This is a genomic window from Nonomuraea mesophila (assembly GCF_004352805.1).
Lineage (GTDB): Bacteria > Actinomycetota > Actinomycetes > Streptosporangiales > Streptosporangiaceae > Nonomuraea > Nonomuraea longispora.
Window position 1 is genome coordinate 50007 of record NZ_SMLD01000030.1, and the last position, 21673, is coordinate 71679.

16 protein-coding genes are annotated in these 21673 nt (G+C 72.7%); 8 read left to right on the plus strand and 8 right to left on the minus strand.

What is annotated here, in order from left to right; translation table 11 throughout:
- The first annotated feature begins 1 nt into the window (after position 1).
- From E1295_RS14390 to E1295_RS14400, 3 genes are read left to right on the plus strand one after another with little or no spacing between them, the layout of a single operon-like run.
- Positions 2-1024 (plus strand): ABC transporter ATP-binding protein, encoded by a 1023-nt coding sequence (locus tag E1295_RS14390; protein WP_132630769.1) that lies wholly within the window; start codon positions 2-4, stop codon positions 1022-1024.
- A complete protein-coding gene (locus tag E1295_RS14395) occupies positions 1011-2036 on the plus strand; it encodes an ABC transporter ATP-binding protein (RefSeq protein WP_132630770.1) in 1026 nt (341 codons plus the stop codon). Before E1295_RS14390 ends, E1295_RS14395 begins: the two co-directional genes overlap by 14 nt.
- Positions 2037-2047: 11 nt before the next feature.
- Positions 2048-3241, plus strand: a complete 1194-nt coding sequence (locus E1295_RS14400) for a phospholipase D-like domain-containing protein (RefSeq protein WP_132630771.1) — start codon at positions 2048-2050, stop codon at positions 3239-3241.
- Positions 3242-3254: 13 nt separating this feature from the next.
- Here E1295_RS14400 and E1295_RS14405 read toward each other — a convergent pair whose 3' ends face one another.
- From E1295_RS14405 to E1295_RS14415, 3 genes are all read right to left on the minus strand, one after another.
- Positions 3255-6281, minus strand: coding sequence for an MGH1-like glycoside hydrolase domain-containing protein (locus E1295_RS14405; protein WP_132630772.1), 3027 nt, complete (start codon positions 6279-6281; stop codon positions 3255-3257).
- A gap of 181 nt (positions 6282-6462) precedes the next feature.
- Entirely contained in the window at positions 6463-6966 is a 504-nt protein-coding gene (locus E1295_RS14410) for an LppU/SCO3897 family protein (RefSeq protein WP_132630773.1), read from the minus strand.
- A 65-nt stretch (positions 6967-7031) separates the two neighbouring features.
- Entirely contained in the window at positions 7032-8273 is a 1242-nt protein-coding gene (locus tag E1295_RS14415) for an Hsp70 family protein (protein WP_132630774.1), read from the minus strand.
- A 384-nt stretch (positions 8274-8657) separates the two neighbouring features.
- On the opposite strand from E1295_RS14415, the gene E1295_RS49645 reads away from it, so the two are divergent.
- Positions 8658-9926, plus strand: a complete 1269-nt coding sequence (locus tag E1295_RS49645; RefSeq protein ID WP_181957991.1) for a hypothetical protein — start codon at positions 8658-8660, stop codon at positions 9924-9926.
- 244 nt (positions 9927-10170) lie between these two features.
- Positions 10171-10386, plus strand: a complete 216-nt coding sequence (locus tag E1295_RS14425; protein ID WP_132630775.1) for a hypothetical protein — start codon at positions 10171-10173, stop codon at positions 10384-10386.
- A gap of 7 nt (positions 10387-10393) precedes the next feature.
- Here the strand turns inward: E1295_RS14425 and E1295_RS14430 are convergent, their stop codons facing one another.
- From E1295_RS14430 to E1295_RS14440, 3 genes are all read right to left on the minus strand, one after another.
- Positions 10394-11125 carry a class I SAM-dependent methyltransferase gene (locus tag E1295_RS14430; RefSeq protein ID WP_132630776.1) on the minus strand — a complete coding sequence of 244 codons (732 nt, stop codon included), beginning with the start codon at positions 11123-11125 and terminating at the stop codon, positions 10394-10396.
- A gap of 47 nt (positions 11126-11172) precedes the next feature.
- Entirely contained in the window at positions 11173-13179 is a 2007-nt protein-coding gene (locus tag E1295_RS14435) for a SpoIIE family protein phosphatase (protein WP_166427221.1), read from the minus strand.
- Between the two features lie 62 nt (positions 13180-13241).
- On the minus strand, positions 13242-14720 hold the full coding sequence (locus E1295_RS14440; protein WP_132630777.1) for an alkaline phosphatase D family protein: 1479 nt from the start codon (positions 14718-14720) through the stop codon (positions 13242-13244).
- Positions 14721-14858: 138 nt separating this feature from the next.
- Here E1295_RS14440 and E1295_RS14445 point away from each other — a divergent pair, with 138 nt between their 5' ends.
- Together E1295_RS14445 and E1295_RS14450 are read left to right on the plus strand one after the other, a co-directional pair.
- The gene (locus tag E1295_RS14445) at positions 14859-16451 is read left to right on the plus strand and encodes a peptide chain release factor 3 (RefSeq protein WP_132630778.1); all 1593 of its coding nucleotides are present in this window, start codon (positions 14859-14861) and stop codon (positions 16449-16451) included.
- Positions 16452-16544: 93 nt separating this feature from the next.
- Positions 16545-17561, plus strand: coding sequence for a cation:proton antiporter (locus tag E1295_RS14450; RefSeq protein ID WP_132630779.1), 1017 nt, complete (start codon positions 16545-16547; stop codon positions 17559-17561).
- 9 nt (positions 17562-17570) lie between these two features.
- Here the strand turns inward: E1295_RS14450 and E1295_RS14455 are convergent, their stop codons facing one another.
- The gene (locus tag E1295_RS14455) at positions 17571-18923 is read right to left on the minus strand and encodes a TrkH family potassium uptake protein (RefSeq protein WP_132630780.1); all 1353 of its coding nucleotides are present in this window, start codon (positions 18921-18923) and stop codon (positions 17571-17573) included.
- A 330-nt stretch (positions 18924-19253) separates the two neighbouring features.
- Between E1295_RS14455 and E1295_RS14460 the strand changes: the two genes are divergently transcribed.
- Complete coding sequence (locus E1295_RS14460; protein WP_166427222.1) at positions 19254-19649, plus strand: STAS domain-containing protein; 396 nt, start codon at positions 19254-19256, stop codon at positions 19647-19649.
- Positions 19650-19699: 50 nt separating this feature from the next.
- Here the strand turns inward: E1295_RS14460 and E1295_RS14465 are convergent, their stop codons facing one another.
- Positions 19700-21289 carry an ABC-F family ATP-binding cassette domain-containing protein gene (locus tag E1295_RS14465; protein ID WP_132630782.1) on the minus strand — a complete coding sequence of 530 codons (1590 nt, stop codon included), beginning with the start codon at positions 21287-21289 and terminating at the stop codon, positions 19700-19702.
- Positions 21290-21673: the final 384 nt, after the last annotated feature.

The following is a 21673-nucleotide window of genomic DNA, read 5'->3' on the forward strand; positions in this document are numbered from 1 at the left end:
GATGCCGAACGGTAGCGCGAACGAATCCGCGACCCCGCTGCTGGAGGTCGAGAACCTGGCCGTGGAGTTCGACACGCCGGCCGGGCCGCTGCGGGCCGTACGCGGGGTGTCCTTCGAGGTCGGCGAGTGCGAGACGCTCGCGATCGTCGGCGAGTCCGGCAGTGGCAAGAGCGTGACCGCGCAGGCGCTGATGGGGCTGGTGCCGCAGGCGGCGCGCATCGCGGGAGGGCGGGTCTCGATCGAGGGCCGCGACGTCGCCGGGCTGTCCGACCGCGAGTGGCGGGCGCTGCGGGGCGAGCGCATCTCCATGATCTTCCAGGATCCGCTGAGCGCGCTGAACCCGTCCCTGACGGTGGGCTACCAGATCGCGGAGATGTTCCGCAGGCACCGCGGCACCGGCCGGGCGGAGGCCCGCCGACGGGCGGAGGAGCTGATGGCGCTGGTGGGCATCCCCGACGCCGGACGGCGGCTGGACGACCATCCGCACCGCTTCTCCGGCGGCATGCGGCAGCGCGTGATGATCGCGATGGCGCTGGCGCTGGACCCGCGGCTGCTCATCGCCGACGAACCCACCACCGCGCTGGACGTGACCGTGCAGGCGCAGATCCTGCGGCTGCTGCGGCAGCGGCAGCGGGCCGAGCGGCTCGGCATGATCCTCATCAGCCACGACCTCGGCGTGGTCGCGCGGGCGGCCGACCGGGTGGCCGTCATGTACGCGGGCCGCATCGTCGAGACCGGCACCGTGGCCGAGGTGTACGAGCGGCCCGCCCACCCGTACACGCTGGGCCTGATGCGGGCGGTGCCCGACCCGCGCGACCTCGGCGCCCGGCTGGAGGCGATCGAGGGCCGGCCGCCCGACCTGGCCGCACGGCCCGCCGGCTGCGCCTTCCACCCGCGCTGCCCGTTCGCCAGGGACGTCTGCCGCACCGACGACCCCGCCCCGCGCGAGCTCCGCGAGCTCCGCGCCCGGCGGGCCAGTGCCTGCCACTTCGCGGAGGAGGTGATCGCGCATGGCCGGGACTGAGCCTCTGCTGGAGCTGTCCGACCTGGTGACGAGCTACCGCCTGCGGCCGGGGATCGGCCGGCCGGGAGGCGAGGTGCGGGCCGTGGCCGGCGTGAGCCTGACCGTCCACGCGGGCGAGACCGTCGGCCTGGTCGGCGAGTCCGGGTGCGGCAAGTCCACGATCGCGCGGACCATCGTCGGCCTGGTGCGCCCGTCCGCCGGCAAGGTCCTGTTCGACGGCCGCGACCTCGGCGCCCTGCCCGCCAAGGAGCTGCGCAGGCTGCGCCGGGACATCCAGATCGTCTTCCAGGACCCGTACGCCTCGCTGAACCCGCGCATGACCGTGGCCGCCCTCATCAAGGAGGCCTGGCGCATCCACCCGGGGCTGGTGCCGCGCGAGCGGTGGGACGACGAGGTGAACGCCCTGCTGGAGCGGGTGGGCCTGCGCTCCGAGCACGCCGGCCGCTATCCCCACCAGTTCTCGGGCGGGCAGCGCCAGCGCATCAGCATCGCCAGGGCACTGGCCGTGCGGCCCCGGCTGATCGTCTGCGACGAGGCCGTGTCCGCGCTCGACGTCTCGGTACGGGCGCAGATCCTCAACCTGCTGCAGGAGTTGCAGCGCGACCTGGGCGTGTCGTACCTGTTCATCTCGCACGACCTGGGCGTCGTCCGGCACCTGTGCGACCGGGTGGCGGTGATGTACCTGGGCAAGATCGTCGAGACCGGCTCCAAGGAGGACATCTACCGCAACCCGGCCCACCCGTACACGCAGGCGCTGCTGTCGGCGGCGCCCAGCCTGGACGACTGGCGGGCCGGCGACAGCGACGAGATCGTCCTGACCGGAGATGTTCCCTCACCGTTGAGCCCGCCGACAGGCTGCCGTTTCCGTACGCGCTGCTGGCGGGCCGAGGATCGGTGCCGCGACGAGGAGCCGGCGCCGGCCGAACGCGACATGGGTCACCCGGTCGCCTGCCACTTCCCCGGAGCACTGCCGCCCCCCACGACGACGGCGCCCGACGGCGGCGCCTCATGAAGGAGTGATCCATGCCTGGCACGTTCCTGCCCACGCTCGCCACCGGCGCCCTGCTGGCCACCGCCGCACTCTCGGGCGCGCTCGCGGGCGCGGGCCCCGCCGCCGCCTCCGCGAGCACCTGCGCGGACGCACCCGCCACGCCGGTGCGGACGGAGGCCGTCTTCAACGACCCGGTGAGCGGGGACGGGGCGGCGCTCGTACGCAAGCTGTGCGGCCTGGTCCGGCAGACGCCCGCGGGCGCCCGCATCCAGGTCGCCCACTTCGTCATGTCGGGCGCCGCGGGCACGGAGTTCGCCGGCGAGCTCATCAAGGCGCATCAGCGCGACGTGGACGTGCAGGTCGTCCTCGACGGCGACCAGCGCGGCGCGGCCGTCGCGGGGCAACTGGCGGCGGCCCTCGGCACGGACACCTCCGCGCGCTCCTGGCTGCACGTGTGCACCGGGCCGCCCTCCGGCGGCACCGCCGCGTGCATCGGCAACAAGGGCCAGCACAACAAGTTCTACCTGTTCTCCCGCACCGGCCACGCCTCCGACGTGGTGGTGCAGTCGTCGGCCAACCTCACCGACCTCAACTCCACGACGTACTGGAACAACGCGGTCGTCCTGCCCGGCAACCGGCGCCTGTACGCCGCCTACGCCGGCTACTTCGCCGACCTGGCCGCCGAGCGCAAGAACCTCGACTACTACCGCGTCGTCCAGACCGGCGGGCCCGGGGGCTCGGTGCGGGCGCACTTCTTCCCCAAGGCGGACGGCGACCCCATCGTCGACCACCTCGGCAAGGTGTCCTGCCGGGGCGGGACGACGATCAGGGTCGGGATGTCGGAGTGGGACACCTACCGCGTCGCCGTCCCCCAGCGGCTCCGTGGCCTGGCGGCGCAGGGCTGCACCGTACGGATCGTCTACGGGATCATGGACGACGAGGTCAAGGAGCTGTTGCTGGCCGAGCCGCGCGTCGAGCTGCGCGCCCTCGGCGACGGGAGCGCGCTGCCCGGCCGCGTGCACTCGAAATACCTGCTCGTCGAGGGCACCTACGACGGGGACCGCCACGCCCGCCGGGTGTTCACGGGCAGCCACAACTACAACGAGACGTCGCTGCGCCGCAACGACGAGGTGCTGCTGCGCCTGAACAACCGGGCCGTGTACGCGAGGTACGTGGCCAACTTCGAGCGCATGCGCGAGGTGGCCGCACCCGCGACGCAGACCTGACCCGCTCCCTGGCTCAGCCGCTGCGGCCTTCCAGGCCCGTGATGGCGATCGTGCCGGACGTGCCGCGCAGGCCGAAGCCGTGGCGGAAACCCTCGCGGGCCTGCGGGGTGGCCAGCGTGTCGCCGATCGAGGCGGTGCGCAGCCGCCGCCACTCGCCGGCCGCGCCGTCCGGTCCCGCCGTCCGGGCGAAGGAGGTGATGGTGTCACCGGACAGCACCAGCGCGAACCGGTCGCCCGGCGCCAGGGTCAGCGGGGCGTCGCCGGGCGTGTCGAGGAACCGGCCGCCGACCCGTACGTTGAGGCCGGACTGCTTGCGGGTGTGGTTGTACCACGCGGTCACGTAGGTCTCCCGGTCCTTGACCCAGCCGACGAACAGGCTGTCCTCGGCGCTGCCTGTGCCGGCGAAGGTCCCGGCCGTCACGATGCTGATCGCGTCGGCCGACGACGGACCGGCCGGTCCCGCGACCAGGCCGAAGTACGGCCGCTCGCCACTGCCCGCGAACCTGCCGTCCCCCGCCGTGATCTCCGGCTCGGCCTCGCCGTCCTCCGGCCGGTGCACGGTGTAGCCGGCGGAGGTGTCGGTGGCGAACGTGTCCTCCACCTCGACGTGCGCGTACGCGGCCGGGTCGAGGGGCCGTTCCACGTGCGCGTACGCGCTCACCGCCCGCTGGTTCCCGTCGTGGGCGGCGAAGGCGCGCACCGGGTGCACGTCGGGGCGCGGGCCGCCGCCCGCAGGCGGCGACACCCGCCAGCGCACCGTGAACGCGCCGCCGGGCCGCACCACGGGCGTTTCCGTCCGGCCGCGCGGTTCGGCGGACCAGCCGGGCGGCACGGCCAGCCGCACCTTCACCCGCGTGGCCGGCCTGCGGCCGTGGTTGGCGAACGTCGTGGTGACGGCCGCGGGTGTGCCCTGCTCGGTGACGGACACGTCGAGGGTGGTGTCGCCGGAGGCGGGCGTCCACGCCTGCAACTCGGTGACGCCCACGTACCCGCCCGGCCGCGGCACGAACACCAGCCGGATCGCGGTCGTGGTCAGTTCGGGGAACGTCACCCGGTTCAGCGTCGCGCCGGCGGGGCGCTCCGGCGTGCGCGTCTGGCCGGGCACCTCGCGCCACGTCCCGCCGTCCAGGAACTCCAGCCGGTACGACGCCGGCGCCCGCACCTCGCCCCCGTCGTCGTAGGTGTGGAAGCGCACGTCGCTCACCCGGGTCGGCACGCCGAAGTCGACGCCGAGATGGTCCTGGGCGTTCGGCGAGCGGTGGTTCGTCCACCTGCTGTGCGGGATGTCGTCGTAGAAGACGCGCCCGTCCACGGCGTCCCACACGTCGTCGAGGCCGCCCGTGTAGGAGGCGAACGGTTTGGGGTGGCCGGTGCCGTGCGGGTTCGCGGCGTCGTTGACGGGACGCGCGGCACGGTCCTGCTTCGCGGCCGGTACGCGGGCGGCCAGCTCCCCCAGCCCGGGCCGCGCGGCCGCGAGCCTGCCGTCCACGTACAGGCGCAGGCCCTTGCCCTGGCCGTACCTGGTGCCGTCGTGGTCCCACAGGACGGTCACGTTGTGCCCGTGGTAGGGCACGTTCTCCAGCGCGAAGTGGGTCCACGCGGCGGGGACCAGCGGGTTGACCACGACCTTGCCGCCGGCCTGGGGACGCAGCCCGATGAGGCCGCTGATCACCAGGTCGTTGAAGGTGGAGTGGTTGTAGTGCTCGCTGTGGCCCTGGCCGTCGTAGATCCAGCGCGGCTCGTCGGGGTGGTGGGCCTCGGCGACGTACGGGCGGCCGTCCTTGTACTGGGTGAGCGCGTAGCCGCGCAGCAGCCGGTAGTAGTCGGCGGCGCTGACCACTCCCTGGTCGCGTTCGTTGAGCAGGTTGGCCAGCGCGGTCAGCGTGGTCGAGGTCGAGTACGGCCAGCTCGGCCCGTTCCACCGGCAGCAGCCGCTCAGCGCGTCCTTCATGAACAGCGGGCTGCGCCGCTCGGCGGTGGTCGGCCCGTACGGCGCGGCGAACCCCTGCGGGTCGAGCAGTTGCTCCCACGCCCGCTCGGTGCCGGGCCTGGCCATGCCGAACGCCCACGGCACGAACCCGATCTGCTCCCTGGTGGAGACCAGCTTCTGCTCCGGGTCCAGGTCGGCGCGGGCCTTGTGGTAGAAGAACCCCCGCTCCTCGTCCCACAGGTGGCGGTGCAGGGCGTCGCGCAGCGCGTCGGCCCGCCGCCCGAACGTCTCGGCCAGCGCCCGGTCGCCGCGCATCCCGGCGATCGCCGCGATGGCCCTGGCGTCGCCGTACTGGTAGGCGTTGAGCGTCGGCCGGTAGCCCGCGCCGCCGTGGTAGGGGTCGCCGGGGTCGGTCTCGTAGGCGGAGGCGGTGTACTCCATCGCGTCCCACACCGGCACCGACCAGTAGAGCCCGAGCCGCTCGTCGTACTGGCCGCCCCACTTGTCGTACTGGCGGACCAGGTCGGGCAGCAGGTTCTCGACGAAGGAGGCGTCGCCGGTGACGAGGTAGCGCTGGTACGCGGCGTCGGCCGCCCACCACGCGTACTGGTGGGCCCAGTCGTCGGTGTCCTCGTTGACGAAGTCCTCCTTCGGCTTGGGCCCGGCGCCGGGGCCTTGCAGCCAGTACGTGAGGTAGTCGTCGATGGGGCGGCGGTCGCGCAGCCAGCGGCCCTCGTACACGTGGTGGCCCGCGGCGGCGACGATGCCGCCGAGCGGCGCGGCATATCCGGGGGCGTTGTGGAACTCGGTGATGATGTGGCCGGTCGCGGAGTCGGTGTAGCGGATGTGCCGCTTGAAGGTGCTCCAGCGGTAGTAGTAGACGTCCTGGATCTGCTGGTCGGGCACGTCGAGGAAGGGGATGTTGGCCTCGTACCACTCCGGCTCGGCGAGGCCGGTCAGCAGCGAGCGGTGGTCGAGGACGTCCGTGCCCCTGCCGACCTCCGGGTAGACCGGCGGGGGCGCGGGCGCCGCGGCCGCCGGGGCGGGGTCGAGGGCGTTCGGCGCGGCGAGCACCGCGAGCAGGACGAGCGCAGCGGCCGTGCGTCTCATGGTCACCTCGGGGCGTTCTGGGGGTGACGGCGACCGGGCGGCACCCGGGCCCGCTCAGTTCCGGTCGTTGTAACGACCGAACCTGACCGATATTGCCCAACTATTGACCACTAGCGAGCGGAAGGCAAGATCTGGCCGGACGTTCACCGGGCGGTGCCCGCCCGCTGAATGGCGGGCCCGGTCACACGCGGTCGGTGCAGATCGTGAGCGGCGGATCGGGGTAGACCAGGTAGATCGGGCGGTCCAGGTCGTTGCGCACGGGGTAGGCGGCGTCCTCGCCGCACAGCTCCTTGTCGGCGGTCCCGTCGACCCGCTTGACGATCTTGTACGTCGCCGACGGCCCGCACGCCGTCTTGGTCGCCTTGCCGGTGGGGAAGCCGATCTCCTGATGGAAACAGTCGCCCACCTCGGCGTTCAGCGTCAGGCACAGATGCCAGCCGCCGCCCCTGACGTATCCGCTGCTCGCGTAGCCGTAGGTGGTGCTCCCGCACGACCGCTCGCCGCGCTTGAGACGCATGGCCACCCGGTACGCCGCCTCCGGCGCGGCACAGCCGACGATCCGGAAATCGGTGGTCTTCTTCCTCTCCCCGACCGCCTCCAGGCAGTCGCCCGGCTGCGCCCGCGACGGGTGGTTCTCCGCGGCGCATCCGGTGAGGACCGACGCGCCGATCACCGCCGTTAACACGATCTTGCCCTTTACCACCGTCCCATCATGGCAGCAGACCGGACCGGGTGGCCGCCTCTGCTGGTTCATGTGCCCGGCGGGCCGCAGGCCGTCGCCGCGTCCGGATCGGCACGTGCCGCGTCGGCCAGCGCCTCGACGTCCGCGACCGTCGCCTCCGCGTCGATCGTGGCGAGCAGCGCCTGGGCCCGCGCGTCGCCGAGGTCGGCGGCCTGGGTGCGGGCCTCGCTCAGGCGGTGCTTCTCCGCGCGGATCCTGCCCGCCAGCTCGTCGTACGTGGGGGCCGTCTCCGTACGGAGGTTGGCGACCTGCTCGAACTCCTCGTCGAGCAGGGGGATGTAGGCCCGGACGACGACCAGCCTCGACGGGTCGATCACCATGGAGAACTCCACCTCACTGCCCGCCGGCACGTCGCGGGTGACCTGGCCCGGAGCGATCTGCAACCGGCCGATCCCCCGGTTGCGGTCGGCGCGCGGGTGCTCACCCTCCAGGATGGGAATCCTGATGCAGCCCTCGTTCTTGCTCCTGCTGAGCGCGGCCGTGGTCCACAGCCGGTGGCTGCGCCGCGCCGGCAGCCGGGTGCCCCGCCTGACCAGCTCGCTGTACTCGTTGTTCTCCAGCCCGGCACCGATCGAGTTGGTCAGCACCGGCTGGGAGTCGACGGTGCCGACGCGGTAGGTGAGCCGGTCGGGAGTGACCTTCCGGCGCGTCCCCGCGGCGTCGGTGAGCTCGATGTGGAACGTGTTGGCACGCCCGCGCTCGGCCCAGAGCGTGGTGGTGAACGTCCCGTCGGGGTCGAGCACGATCTTCCCGCTCCACCAGGGCGGCTGCGCCTCGGGGTTGACCAGCTGGATCGCGAACCCCTCGGTGTCCGCCCCCGACACCCGGCCGCCGATCAGCGGCTCGGTCTCCGGCCCCATCGGCTCATAGGCCAGGTCGACGGCGTACTCGCCGGCGGCCGGCACGTGCAACGGCTTCATGCTGTCCAGACGCTGCGTCCCGGCGAAGACGGCGGCGCCCGTGGCGACGGCCGTGATCGGGTCCCTGCTGTGATCGAGCGGAATTCCGAGCCCCTCGACGGGGTCGGCGAGCCGTTCCCGCAGGTAGGGAGACAGGGTGGGGCCGCCGACCAGCAGGACCTTCTCGATGTCGGCCGCGCCGAGCCCGCGTTCCTCCAGCGCCTTCTTGCACAGGTTCACCGACCGCACGACGAACGGCTCGGTGAGCCGCTCCACGTCCGCCCGCTGCAGGTCGTACCGAGCTCGTCGGCTGCGAGCCGTTCGAACGCCGCAAGCACGTCCGCCGGACACGCGGCGGCGTGGATCCGGAACTTCCGAGGGTGCTGCAGTTGCCGCATGTGGGCTCTGATGGAGGTCAGCAGGGCCACGTCAGCCACCTTTTCTGTTGTGTGCAGGTTGAGGCGAAGCAAGATAGCGCGGTGACCCTGGGACCGGTCCCAGGGTCACCGCGCTATAAGGGAAAGTTCGGGTGCGTCGGGTGGTGGACCGCGGCAACATGCGTCCTGTGGACTCGGCCAGAACGGCGTGGGGCATTCGCCCCTATGTCCTCAGCAATTGGAGAACCAGAATTCCCAGCTGGGCATGCTTTACCCGGTTTTATACATACATATGTCCCTTTTGCGGCGCATCGGGCAGTGAGCCATAGGGCTGCGACAAGCCACCCGAAGGGAAGACATGTCCGATAACCTGCCCGAATCGGCCGAACGCCGCCCGGCACCGCCGGAGGCGAACCCGCCAGGCGGCGCCGCGGACCCGGACGTGTACCTCGACGTACCCATCGTCAAGGTCGACGAGATCAAGCTCGAGGTGGAGGACCTGCGGGCGCGCGTGTCCCTGGACGCGGACGTGCTCGACCTGCTGCACCTGCACGTCGGGGCGGATGTCGCCCTGGGCCGGGTCAACCTCGACATCGTGGGCGTCGAGGCGCAGGCGCTGCTCAAGGTACGGCTCGACAACGTCGCCATGATCATCAGGGACGTCCTGCAAACGATCGACGACAACCCCCAGCTGATCGAGAACATCACCCGGGGATTGGGATCCGCCGTCCGCGACGTCGGCTCCGGCGCCGGCCAGGCCGTGGGCGACGTCGGGGCGGGCGCGAGACAGGCCGTGGGCGACGTCGGCGCAGGCGCGAGACAGGCCGTGGGCGACGTCGGCGCAGGCGCGGGCCGCGCGGTCAGCGACGTGGGCTCGGGCGCAGGACAAGCCGTCGGAGACGTCGGCGCAGGCGCAGGACAAGCCGTGGGCGAGGTCGGCACGGGCGCCGGCCAGGCCGTGGGCGACGTGGGTGCGGGCGCAGGACAAGCCGCAGGAGACGTCGGCGCAGGCGCAGGACAAGCTGTCGGAGACGTGGGCACGGGCGCGGGCCAAGCCGCCGGCGGCGTCGGCGAGCGTACGAGCACAACGTTGCAGGGCACCGTGGAGCAGTCGGCGGGCGCTGCCGGTGGCGCGGTGCGAGACACCACGGCCGCCGCCGGGCAGGCCGCACCCGCCACCCCGGCGAACGCGGAACCCACCGGCCCTTCAACGCCGGACGCACATCCCGGCGAGGAAACCCAGGCCGGCTCGCCCCGGCGCAAAGAGCCACAGTCCCAGGAACAGAAGGGCCGCCAGGCCGGAGCGGAGCCGAGAAGCGACAGCACCGCACGAGACGAACGGGAGGGCCGTCGGGCGGGAGTCAGGGCGAAGGGGGACAGCGCTACCCGAGACGAACGGGAGGCCCGCCGGGCGGGAGGCGAGGCCAAGGGCGGCAACGCCGCACGAGACGAAGCAGAACCGCGGAAGGGCCACCGGGAGCGGGGCGGGAAGCCGTCCGGCCGCGAGCCGCGGGGGCAGGCGCCGACGACGCTCGGCCCCGCCCTGCGAGAGCTGGGCAGAGCCGCAGGGCGCGCAGGCGTGCGGCGGCTGCGCAAACTGGCACCGGGCAACCGTCACAAAAGGTAACGGGCAAGGAGAAGGCGAACCCGACATGGGCGACGAACGCCCCGGTAGACGGCCCGGCGAACCGCCCAACGGCCGGCTCAGTGAACGGCACGACCAACCACCCGGCGAACCACCCGACCAACCACCCGACCAACGACCCAACGAACGACGCAGTGAACGGCACGACCGACGACCCAATGGACCGCCCGATCGGCGGCCCGGGGAGGGGCTCGTCGGGGCTGCGGATATCGTCTTCGCCGCGACGGTGAGCGCCGACAGCGTGAGCTTCGAGGAGGCGCCAGAGGTGGCGGTCACGTTCTCCGGCGAGCCGGCCCACCGGTCGGGGTCGGGCAGCCGCCGTACCGGCTTGCCCGAGCGTGTCGCCGAGGGCGAGACCTACCGTGCGGTCCGCGTCGAGTACGCGATAGCAGCCAAGATCGTGACCGAAGCACCGGAAGAGGAGGAGGAGGAAGAGCCGTGATCCCGGCTCACGCCTCGGGCCGCTGAGCGAAGAACACGAACTCCCGCCCCGGCCGGTCGGGCGCCCCGCGGACCTCCTTCACCGTGTATCCGTGCCCGGCCAGATCCGCCTCGACCTCGTCCCGCTCGCGGAAACGCAGCGTCGAGTCCGACGTCAGCACCGCGCCGTCCGCCGCGAACACCCACGTGCCCCGGAACGTCACCAGCGGCCCGCTGACGTCGACCAGGTCGGTCCAGGTCTCGACGACGCCGACGCCCTCGAGGTCGGCCCTCTGGTACGTCTCCGCACGGTTCCACCCCAGCCACGCGCGCCTGGCCGGATCGCGGGTCTCGAACACGAGGTGCCCGCCGGGCCGCAGCGCGTCGTGGACACCCCGCAGCGTCCCCGACCAGTCGTCCGGCGCCGCGATCGCCTGGGCGGCGTTCCCTGTCATGGTCGCCAGGTCGGCCCGCAGGGCGGGCAGGCCCGTCGCGTCACCGTGGATCCAGCGCACCCGCCCGGCGCCGGGTTTGGCCCGGGCGACGTCGAGCGAGCCGCCGGCGGGGTCGACGCCGGTCACCTCGATGCCGTTGCCGGCCAGCAGCAGCGCGAACGTCCCCGTACCGCATCCGACGTCGAGCACGCTCCGCGCGCCGAGTTCGCCGGCGATGGCGGCGTACACGTCGAGGTCGCCGCGGTCGGGGTCGAGGTCGTCGTAGATCGCGGCCAGGCGCGGATGTTCGAAGATGGCGTCGGGCATGCGGCACACGATAGGCCGCGGCGGGCGTCCGGGAAACCCCGCGGACGTCAGCTTCGCGCCGGGGCGGCGGTGCGGGTGCGGGCGATGAGGAGGGCGATGTCGTCCTCGGAGGGCGTGCCGTCCACCATCGTGCCGATCACCTGGTCGCACAGGTCCTCGGGCGCCAGGCCGGGCGCGGCCAGGACGGTGCTGAGGCGGTGCAGGCCCGCGTCGATGTCGGCCCCGCGCCGCTCGACCAGGCCGTCCGTGTAGAGGGCGATCAGGCTGCCCTCGGCGAGCTCGATCTCGACGCATTCGTACGAGCCCAGCCCCAGGCCGACCGGGGTGCCGCCGGGCACGTAGGCGAAGGTCACCTCGCCCGACGGGTGCACGATCGCGGGCGGCGGGTGTCCGGCCACGGACATGGCGCAGCGCCGGGTGAGCGGGTCGTAGACCGCGTACACGCAGGTGGCACCCGTGGTGTCGAGGGGTTCGTCGCCCGCGCCCGCGTCCTCCTCCGCCAGGCGTACGACCATGCGGTCCAGGAGCGCGAGCACCTCGTCGGGCGGCAGCCCCTGGTACGAGAGCGTGCGCACGGCCGTGCGCAGCCGTCCCATCGTCGCCGCGGCGTTGATGCCGTGGCCGGTCACGTCGCCGACCACCAGGGCGACCCGGCCGTCGCCCAGCGGGACCACGTCGAACCAGTCGCCTCCGACGGTGCCGATGACGTCGGAGGGCAGGTAGCGCCAGGCCACGTCGACGGCGCCCGCGCCGGAGAGGTTGCGCGGCAGGAGGTCGCGCTGCAGGGCCAGGGCGGCGGTGCGTTCGCGGGTGTACTGGCGGGCGTTGTCCAGGCTCAGCGCGGCGCGCGCGGCCAGCATCTCGGCGAGTTCCAGGTCGTCCTTGCCGAACGGCGAGGAGTTGTCCGTGCGGACGAACACGGCGACGCCCAGGATGTCGCCCCTGGCCTTGAGCGGGACGATGATCAGGCTGTGCATCCCGGTGTCGTGGATGACCCGCGCCCGGTCGGGGTCGACGTCGAGCCAGGTGCCGGACGAGGTGTCCATCACGGGCTCGAAGTGGGACCGGCCGGTGGACAGGACGGCGGTGAAGGGGGACGACGGAGGGACGTAGACCACCTCGCCCCGCCGCCAGAGCGATTCGGGGAGCTCGCGGTGGATCGAGGCCACGCCCGCGCGGTGGAACTTGGGGACGCTCACCTCGGTGGCGCCCAGGCGGCGCATGGACCCGTCGTCGGGCAGGACCCGCTCGGACACGTCGACCGTGACGTAGTCGGCCAGGCGCGGCACGGCCAGCTCCGCCAGTTCCTGCGCGGTCCTCATGACGTCGAGGGTGCTGCCGATCCTGATGCTGGCCTCGCCGAGCAGGGCCAGCCGGTCGCGTGCCCGGCTGTGGCTCGTGTCGACGGCGAACGCGCACACGCCCAGTGGCCGGCCGTCGGCGCCGTCGAGGCGGTAGAACGAGGTCGACAGGACGTGGTCGGTGAGCCCGTTCTCCGAGGTCCGGCGCGACTCGCGGTCGAGCACCGGCGTGCCGTCCTCGAGCACCCGCCGCATCGCCCCCGCCGTGGCCTCCGCGTCGAAGCCGGCCGCGCGCACCTCGGGCCGGCTGCCGAGCCGGAAGAAGGGGAAGACGTCGCTCAGGCGCCGGGCCGTCTCGTTGAGCCAGACGCACCGCAGGCCGGTGTCCCACACGCCGATGGCCACGGGGGCGCGGCTGAGGATCGGCTCCAGCACCTGCTGCCCGTCCGGGGTCAGGGTCAGGAGCCAGCTCTCGCGCCGCTCCGCGGTGCGCAGGCGGACGCCCTCGACGTGGAGGAGGATCGCGCCGCCCGCGCGGTGGCGGGCCGTGACGAGCCCGGACCAGCGTGGTTCCCGGCCGCGCGCCGTGCGGTCGCCGGGCTCCATGAAGGCGTCGCTGGAGCGGTGCAGGACCTCGTCGGCGTGGTAGCCGAGCAGCTTCTCCGCGGCTTCCGACCAGCCGATCACCCTGCCGTCGGCGTCGGTCATGACGATCGCCGGGGCGTCCGGCTCGTCCCAGGCAACGGGATTCACCTCCGCCATTATAGCGATGACCTGCGGTGATGCCGGGCCCGAAGCGCGTCGCCAGGGCTCCGTCACGCCTGGCGGTGCAGCCCGTCGACGAGGTCGGCCAGCGTGAAGGTGGCGGCGGTCAGCGCCGAGGCTCCCGGCCTGCTGACGTAGGGGACGGTCATGAAGTCGGCGCTGAGCGCTCCGGGCGTGACCAGGACCATGAGGTAGCCCCTGCGGCGCAGGTGGAACTTCAGGTGGGGGTTGGCGGCCAGCATCGGGTCCGTGGCCGGGTCGTCGTCGTGGCCGTCCCCGCCGCTGGCGATGGAGGTGACCGCGAGCTCGGCCCCGACGGGACGCGATCCGGGATCGTCGTAGTCGAGGACGAGGTCGCCCGCCCAGTGCGCGTGCACGTCGCCGGTGAGCACGACGACGTTGCGCACGCCGGCCTTGATCCAGCCTTCGGTGACGCGCTGTCTGCTGCCGGTGTAGCCGTCCCAGGCGTCCTGCCTGACCAGGCGGCCCGGCCCGGGGTCGCGGTCGCGCTGGCCGAAGAAGACCTGCTGGCCGACGAGCTCCCACCGGGCCTGGGAGCGCCGGAACCCCCGCAGCAGCCAGTTCTCCTGGTCCAGGCCGATCATCGTACGAGCGGGGTCGGCCGGCGTCGGGCACGAGTTGTAGCCCGCGCCGCACAGGTGCGGGTCGCGGTACTGGCGGGTGTCCAGCATGTGCAGCGTGGCGAGTTTCCCCCAGCGCAGACGCCGGTAGAGCTGTACGGCGGTGCGGCCCGGCCGCGCGGGCGAGCGCAGGGGCATGTGCTCGTAGTAGGCGCGGAAGGCGGCCTCGCGGCGCTCGACGGGGATCAGGCTGGTCCAGTTGTTGACCACCTCGTGGTCGTCAAGGATGGCCGCCCACGGCGCGGCGGCGTGGGCTTCGCGCAGGTCGGGGTCGGTCTTGTAGAGCGCGTGCCGGCGGCGGTAGCCGGCCAGGGTGACGGCCTCGGGCCCCTCGTGCGCCCGGACGTTGCCGCCGGGCAGCGTCACGTGGTCGGTGCCCTGCTCGTAGATGTAGTCGCCGAGGTGCACGATGAGGTCGGGCCGCTCGCGCGCCATCCTGGCGTACGCGGTGAAGTGCCCGTGCTGGTAGTTGGCGCACGAGCAGACGGCCACGCGCAGCGACCGGGGCATCGTGCCGGGCACGGGCGCGGTCAGCGCCCGCCCGGCCGGCGAGACGTAGGGGCCGGCCTTGAACCTGTACCAGTACTCCCGTCCCGGCCGCAGGCCGGTCACCTCGACGTGCACGCTGTGCGCCCATGCCCGGGTGGCCACGTACACGCCGTGGCGCACCACGTTCCGGCCCGCCGGGTCGCTCGAGACCTGCCAGTGCACCGGTACGGGATCCGCGGGCATGCCGCCGAACCCGTCCTCGGCCAGCGGCTGCGGGGCCAGACGGGTCCAGGCCACGAAGCCGCCCGGTTCGGGGTCGCCGCTGGCCACCCCCAAGGTGAACGGATCACCGAAAGCGGCGGACGGCACCAGGGACGGCAGGCCGGATGCCAGCCCCATCGCGAGAAACGACCTCCGGTTCAGCACAGAATGAATGATCGCCACAAGATCACGTCACCAGGGCGCGGACACGCCCGACACCGCCGTCCCGCATGACACCCGTCACGGCCATGGGCCGTCACCCGGCAAGATAGGACGATGACCGACATCACGGAGGAAGGCCACCGCCGCCGGACGTTCGCCGTCATCAGCCATCCGGACGCGGGCAAGTCCACGATGACCGAGGCGCTGGCGCTGCACGCCTCCGCCATCAGCGCGGCGGGAGCGGTCCACGGCAAGGCCGGCCGGCGCGGCGTCACCTCCGACTGGATGGATCTGGAACGTTCGCGCGGCATCTCGATCACCTCGGCGGCGCTCCGCTTCGACTACCGGGGCCACGTGTTCAACCTCGTCGACACCCCCGGCCACGCCGACTTCTCGGAGGACACCTACCGGGTGCTGGCCGCCGTCGACTGCGCGGTGATGCTGATCGACGCGGCCAAGGGCATGGAGCCGCAGACGATGAAGTTGTTCCAGGTGTGCCGCCATCGCCGCATCCCCGTCATCACCTTCGTCAACAAGTGGGACCGTCCCGGCCGCGAAGCCCTGGAACTGCTCGACGAGATCGAGGAGCGCACCGGCCTGCGGCCCACCCCCGTCACCTGGCCGCTCGGCACCGCCGGCCACTTCCACGGCGTGATCGACCGGGTCACGGGGCGTGCCGTCCGCTACACCCGCACCCCGGGCGGGGCCACCAGGGCGCAGGAGGACGAGCTGACCCCCGAGCAGGCCCACGCCGAGCTGGGGCACGACTGGGAGCGGGCGGGCGAGGAGGTCTCGCTGCTGTCGGCCATCGGCGCCGACCACGACCAGAAGTCGTTCGAGGCCCACGAGTCCACCCCGGTGCTGTTCGGCGCCGCCCTGCCCAACTTCGGGGTGGCCCGGCTGCTGGACGCCATGGTCGAGCTGGCTCCCCCGCCGGCCGCCCGGCCCGACGTCGCCGGCGCCGTGCGCCCGCTGGACGCGCCGTTCTCCGGGCTGGTGTTCAAGGTGCAGGCCAACATGGACCGGGCCCACCGCGACCGCATCGCGTTCGTACGGGTCTGCTCGGGCCGGTTCGAGCGCGGCATGGTCCTCACCCACGCGGCGACCGGGCGGCCGTTCGCCACCAAATACGCGCAGAGCGTGTTCGGCCAGGAGCGCACCACTCTGGACGAGGCCTACCCCGGCGACGTGGTCGGCCTGGTCAACGCGAGCGCGCTGCGGCCCGGCGACACTCTCTACGAGGGGTCCGCGGTGAGCTTCCCGCCGATCCCCAGCTTCGCGCCCGAGCACTTCGCCGTCGCCCGCGCCCGCGACTCCAGCAAGGCCAAGCAGTTCCGGCGCGGCATCGACCAGCTCGACGCCGAGGGCGTCATCCAGGTGCTCCGCTCCGACCTGCGCGGCGACCAGGCGCCGGTGCTGGCGGCGGTCGGGCCGATGCAGTTCGAGGTGGTGCAGCACCGCCTGTCCGCCGAGTTCGGCGCGCAGATCAGCCTCGACCGGCTCGACTACACCCTGGCCAGGCGCACCGACGCCGCCTCCATACCGCTGCTGGCCGGCCGGCGCGGCGCCGAGGTGCTGGAGCGCGGCCGTGACCAGGCGATGCTCGCGCTGTTCACCGACCAGTGGCGGATGCGCACCATCATGCGCGAGAATCCGGGGCTCGTCCTGGAACCGCTGATCGCCGACACCAGCCAGGAGCCGCGGTAATTCCCTCACCCGTCTGGTGTCCGGCCCGGCGCGGTGATATGAACCCTTTCGGAGGAGCCGGCCCGCGGGAGTGCCCGCCGAGGGAGTGACACGTTGGTAAAGATCGCGTTCCTGCTTCTCCTCGTCGGTCTCGGCTGGGTGGCGGCCGACCTCGGCGACATCACGGGCCTGGAGGACTCGGGTCCGTACTTACTGCTGAGCAGCCTGTTGCTGGCGATCGGTCTGTACGGCAGCACCCACGGCATCGACCGCACCGAGGCCCGCCAGCACGGCAGGCTGATCCTGCTGGCGGTGACGGTCGGCGTGCTGCTGAAGGCGGCCTTCATCGCCGGCGTGATGTACGTCGTCACCGGCGACCCGCGCTCGATGATCCTCGCGATCGCGGTGGCCCAGATCGACCCGCTGTCGGTCGCCGCGGTGATGGCCGACAACCGGTTATCAGCACGGGCCAAGACCATTCTCGGGGCGTGGTCCTCCTTCGACGACCCCGTCACGGTGATCCTCGCCTTCTACGCCGTGTCGCTCACCAGGCCCGCCGAGGGCGGGCTCACCCTCTCCTACCTGGCCGACCTGGGGCTCAACGCGCTGTTCGCCGCCGCCGCGTACGGCGTCTGGCGGTTGATCAGGAGCGCGCCGCCGCTGCTCAGCTACCTGGCGGCGGCCACCGCGATCCTCTCCGCGGCCTGGAGTTCCCTCATGCTCGGCGTGGCCACCGCCGGCCTCTACCTGCGGATGCCCGACTCGCGGTGGTTGTCGCGGGCGGTGACCGCGGCCTTCGCGCTCTCGGCGTTCCTGATGGGGCTGCTGCTGGTCGGCGGGGCGAGCCTGATGAAGGGCATCCTGCTCGGGCTGGCCGCGTTCGCGGCGCAGATGCTGGCGGCGCTGGTGCTCACCCACGGGCTGCCCCTCACCGACCGCGTGCACCTCGGCCTGGCGCAGCAGAACGGCATCACGGCGGTGATCCTGGCGGTGGCGTTCGAGCGGGAGTTCGCCGGCTTCGTGGGGGTGATCGCCCCGGCGATCGTGACGGTCAACCTCATCTACGTCGTGGCCAACCGCATCGCCGACTCCTGGGGCCCGCACCGTACGCTGCCGTCGTCCTCGATGTGACCCGGCGGTTCAGCCGACGATCACGCGCTCCTCGGGAAGCTCGTAGCGGCGGGTGCGGTGTTTCAGCGCGAGCGCCGAGCCCAGCGTGAGGGGCCCGATGCGGCCGACGAACATCAGCAGGCTGAGCAGCACGTGCCCGGCCGTCGAGGTGCTTGCGGTGATGCCGGTGGACAGCCCGTTGGTGGCGAACGCCGAGATCACCTCGAACAGCACCCGGTCGAGGCCGTGGGAGGTGATCGTGAGCATCAGCAGGGCCGAGAAGGTGACCAGGAAGACGCCCAGCAGGCTGATGGACAGCGCCTGACGCTGGCTGGCCGCGGGCAGCCGGCGGTGACCGATGTTGACCTGGGTCTCTCCGCGCAGCTCGGCCCAGACCATGAACAGCAGGAAACCGAACGTGGTGACCTTGATGCCGCCCGCGGTGCCCGCGCTGCCGCCGCCGATGAACATCAGCACGTCGGTGACCAGCCACGACGACGGGTTCATCTGGCCGATGTCGAGGGTGTTGAACCCGCCCGAACGCGGCATGACCGCGGCGAAGAAGGCCGACAGCAGCTTGGCGGAGTCGTCCAGCGGGCCCATCGTGCCGGGGTTGCGCCACTCGGCCGCGAGGAACGCGGGCACGGCCGCCCCGATCAGCAGGACGCTGATCCCGACGGTGACCCGGGTCAGCAGGGACCAGCGGCTGGGGCGCCGCCAGTGGCGCAGCAGGTCGAAGACGACCGGGTAGCCGAGCCCGCCGACGATCACGGCCGCGGCGACGGTCAGGCAGATCCACGGATCGGCCACGAACCGCATCAGGTTGTCCGGCCACAGGGCGAAACCGGCGTTGTTGAACGCCGACACCGCGTGGAAGAGGCCCAGGTAGGCCGCCCGGCCCGGCGGCTCGTCGTACGCGATGGCGAAACGGGCGGTGAGCACGGCGGCCACGGCCGCCTCGCACACCAGGCTGAACAGCACCACCCTGCGCAGCACCTGGCGCAGGTCGGCGGCCACCACGGACTTCGTCTCCAGCTGCGCGGACAGCCGCGCGCGCAGCCCGACCCGGCCGGAGACGATGACCATGATGAGGGTGGCCAGCGTCATGATGCCGAGCCCGCCGATCTGGATGAGCAGCGCGATGACCACCTCGCCGAACACCGACCAGTGCGTGGGCGTGTCCACCACGACCAAGCCGGTGACGCAGACCGCGGAGGTGGCGGTGAACAGCGCGGTCAACCAGTCGGTGGGCTCACCGTCCGCGGTGGCCGGCGGGGTGGCGAGCAGCAGCGTGCCGGCCAGCACCGCCAGCCCGAAGCCGGCGACGATCACGACGGCCGGGTGCCGGCCGCGCCCCGGCACCGCCGGGCGGCGCGGCGTCATCCGCTCTCCCGCCCGCGTGGACCGCCCACGCCGCTGCCGCTGTCGTTCATGGTGGAGCCTCCGTCGAGTCGCCCGGCCTGACGCGCCGACCTGGCCCGCGGCACTCCGAGCCATACGCTAGCGCAGTCGGCGCCGGCGCCGCCAACAGCGGTCAGAGCGCCCGCCACCTGCAGGTCCGCCCTCTTCTGCGGCATACGCAGCGTTGAAGGTGGATCGTTGCGCCATGTCCATGACTTCCCGGGTCCGTTGCACTGTGCAATCATGGAGGCGACCCCGATCGCCGCACGTCCCGGGCGGGGACGGTGCGGATGCTGGGAGCGGAGGATCGGCATGGGGAGCGAAGACCGGACCGGGTTCACCTGCGTCGTCACCCAGCGCGATGGAGCCGCCGTCCTGACGGTGACGGGCGACCTCGACATGACGTCGGCGGCCGAGTTCCGCCGCGGCCTGCTGCAGGCGATGTCCCGCCGCACGCCGCCGTTCATCATCGCCGACCTGCGCGAGGTCGGCTTCTGCGACTCCTCGGGCCTCGGCGCGCTGATCTCGGCCGCCAACACCACCGAGGCCGCGGGCGGCCGCCTCGTGCTGAGCGGCGTCCAGTCCCGCCTGGCCCGGCTGCTCAAGGTGACCGGGCTCGACAAACGGTTCCAGTTCAGCGACCCGCCCGGCGGCCTCCTGGGCACGCTGACCCGGGTCCACAACGCCGGCACCGCCGCCTGGAACTGACCCGCACACCGGCCGCCGGCGTGCGGGCCGGTCGTTGATCTGGTCGCGGGCTACCGGAGCGCGACCAGGTCGGCGTACGTGGAGTTCCACAGGTCCTCGGCCCCGTCGGGCAGGAGCAGCACCCGGTCGGGCCGCAGCGCCTCGACGGCATCGGGATCGTGCGTGACCATGACCACGGCTCCGCGGTAGGCCCCGACCGCCGCCAGCACCTCCGCCTTGGACGCCGGGTCGAGGTTGTTGGTCGGCTCGTCGAGCAGCAGCACGTTGGCCCGCGAGCTGACCAGCCCGGCCAGCGCCAGCCGGGTCTTCTCCCCTCCCGACAGCACTCCGACCGGTTTGTCCACGTCGTCGCCGCCGAACAGGAAGGACCCGAGCACCGTCCGCGCCTCGCCGCCGCTCAGGTGCGGGGCGACGCCGGCCAGGTGTTGCCCGACGGTGTGCGCCGGGTCCAGGGTGTCGTGCTCCTGGGCGAAATAGCCGAGCCGCAGTCCGTGGCCGGGCACCACCCGGCCGGAGTCGGGACGTTCGTGCCCGGCCAGCAGCCTCAGCAGCGTGGTCTTGCCGGCGCCGTTGAACCCCAGCACCACGAGCCTGCTCCCCCGGTCGATGGCCAGGTCGATCCCCGACAGCACGGGCAGCGTGCCGTACGACTTGGTCAGGCTGATCGCGCCGAGCGGCATCCGGCCGCACGGAGCGGGCTCGGGCAGCCGGATGCGGGCCACCTTCTCCTCGCGGCGTACGGGCTGCGTCTGGGCGAGCATGCGGTCGGCGCGGCGGGACATGTCCCTGGCCCGCACGGCGGTGGCCGACCTGGCGCGCATGCGCCCGGCCTGGGCGTGCAGCGCGGCGGCCTTGCGTTCGGCGGCGGCCCGCAGGCGTGCCCTGCGCCGGTCGTCGGCCTCGCGGTCGGCCAGGTAGGTGTGCCAGCCGGTGTTGTGCACGTCGAGCGCGGCGCGGTCGCCGTCCGCGTGCCAGATCCGGTTGGCCACGTCGGCCAGCAGCCCGGTGTCGTGGCTGATCAGGGCCAGGCCGCCGGAACAGCCGGACAGGTAGGTGCGCAGCCACGAGACCGAGTCGGCGTCCAGGTGGTTGGTCGGCTCGTCGAGCAGCAGGACGCCCTGCTCGGCGAAGAGCACGCGGGCCAGCTCGACCCGGCGGCGCTGCCCGCCGGACAGGGCGCCGAGCGGCTGGGCGAGTGCCCGGTCGGGCAGGCCGAGCCCGGCGGCGACCCTGGCGGCCTCGGCCTCCGCCGCGTAGCCGCCGCGGGCCTGGAACTCGGCCTCCGCGCGGGCGTAGCGGGCCATCGCCCGTTCGTCCGCGGACTCGGCCAGGGCGCTCTCGGCGGCGCGCAGGGCGCGTACGGCCTGGTCGAGCCCGCGTACGGACAGGATGCGGCTGAGGACGGAGATGCCGGGGTCGGCGGCGGCCGGGTCCTGCGGGAGGTGGACGACCGGCCCCGTGCGGGTGACGGCGCCGGCCGCGGGCTGTGCCTGCCCGGCGAGGATCTTCATGAGGGTGGTCTTGCCCGCGCCGTTGCGGCCGACCAGTCCGATGCGGTCGCCGGGGGCGACGTGGGCGGTGATGCCCGACAGGAGGAGGCGGGCGCCGACGCGCACGTCGACACCACGGACGGTGATCATTGGATGACGCTCCGGAGTAGCTCAAGGACACACGGGTGCTGCGAAGGCGGGTGTCCTGGCTAAGAGGTCCGGGGCGTAGACATGCGGCCAGTGTAGCGGCCGCCCTCCGGCGCGCGCCTTTCGTTTTTCCGGCCGCGCGGCACGCCGGTGCGGTTGCGCGGGTGAGGCATTGACGTTTCACAGGGCAACGCCGATGATGCATGCCAAGCCGATGTCAACGTTGACATGTCAACGTTGTCATCAACACTCCCCGAGATGGAAGGCCCTTGATGTCATGAGACGGCTCGTACGCGGATTGACGTCCCTCATCGCGCTCACCGGCCTGGTCGTCGCGGCGGCCCCGTCCACCGGCCACGCGGCCGGGCCCACCACCGGCCCCACCAC

Bases quoted from the DNA above. Each gene is read 5' to 3' on its own strand.
- E1295_RS14390 (WP_132630769.1), top strand. From the start codon at position 2: ATGCCGAACGGTAGCGCGAACGAATCCGCGACCCCGCTGCTGGAGGTC.
- E1295_RS14465 (WP_132630782.1), bottom strand. From the start codon at position 21,289: ATGATCACCGTCCGTGGTGTCGACGTGCGCGTCGGCGCCCGCCTCCTC.
- E1295_RS14405 (WP_132630772.1), bottom strand. From the start codon at position 6,281: ATGAGACGCACGGCCGCTGCGCTCGTCCTGCTCGCGGTGCTCGCCGCG.
- E1295_RS14460 (WP_166427222.1), top strand. From the start codon at position 19,254: ATGGGGAGCGAAGACCGGACCGGGTTCACCTGCGTCGTCACCCAGCGC.
- E1295_RS14445 (WP_132630778.1), top strand. From the start codon at position 14,859: ATGACCGACATCACGGAGGAAGGCCACCGCCGCCGGACGTTCGCCGTC.
- E1295_RS14400 (WP_132630771.1), top strand. From the start codon at position 2,048: ATGCCTGGCACGTTCCTGCCCACGCTCGCCACCGGCGCCCTGCTGGCC.
- E1295_RS49645 (WP_181957991.1), top strand. From the start codon at position 8,658: ATGTCCGATAACCTGCCCGAATCGGCCGAACGCCGCCCGGCACCGCCG.
- E1295_RS14440 (WP_132630777.1), bottom strand. From the start codon at position 14,720: ATGGGGCTGGCATCCGGCCTGCCGTCCCTGGTGCCGTCCGCCGCTTTC.
- E1295_RS14430 (WP_132630776.1), bottom strand. From the start codon at position 11,125: ATGCCCGACGCCATCTTCGAACATCCGCGCCTGGCCGCGATCTACGAC.
- E1295_RS14395 (WP_132630770.1), top strand. From the start codon at position 1,011: ATGGCCGGGACTGAGCCTCTGCTGGAGCTGTCCGACCTGGTGACGAGC.
- E1295_RS14455 (WP_132630780.1), bottom strand. From the start codon at position 18,923: ATGACGCCGCGCCGCCCGGCGGTGCCGGGGCGCGGCCGGCACCCGGCC.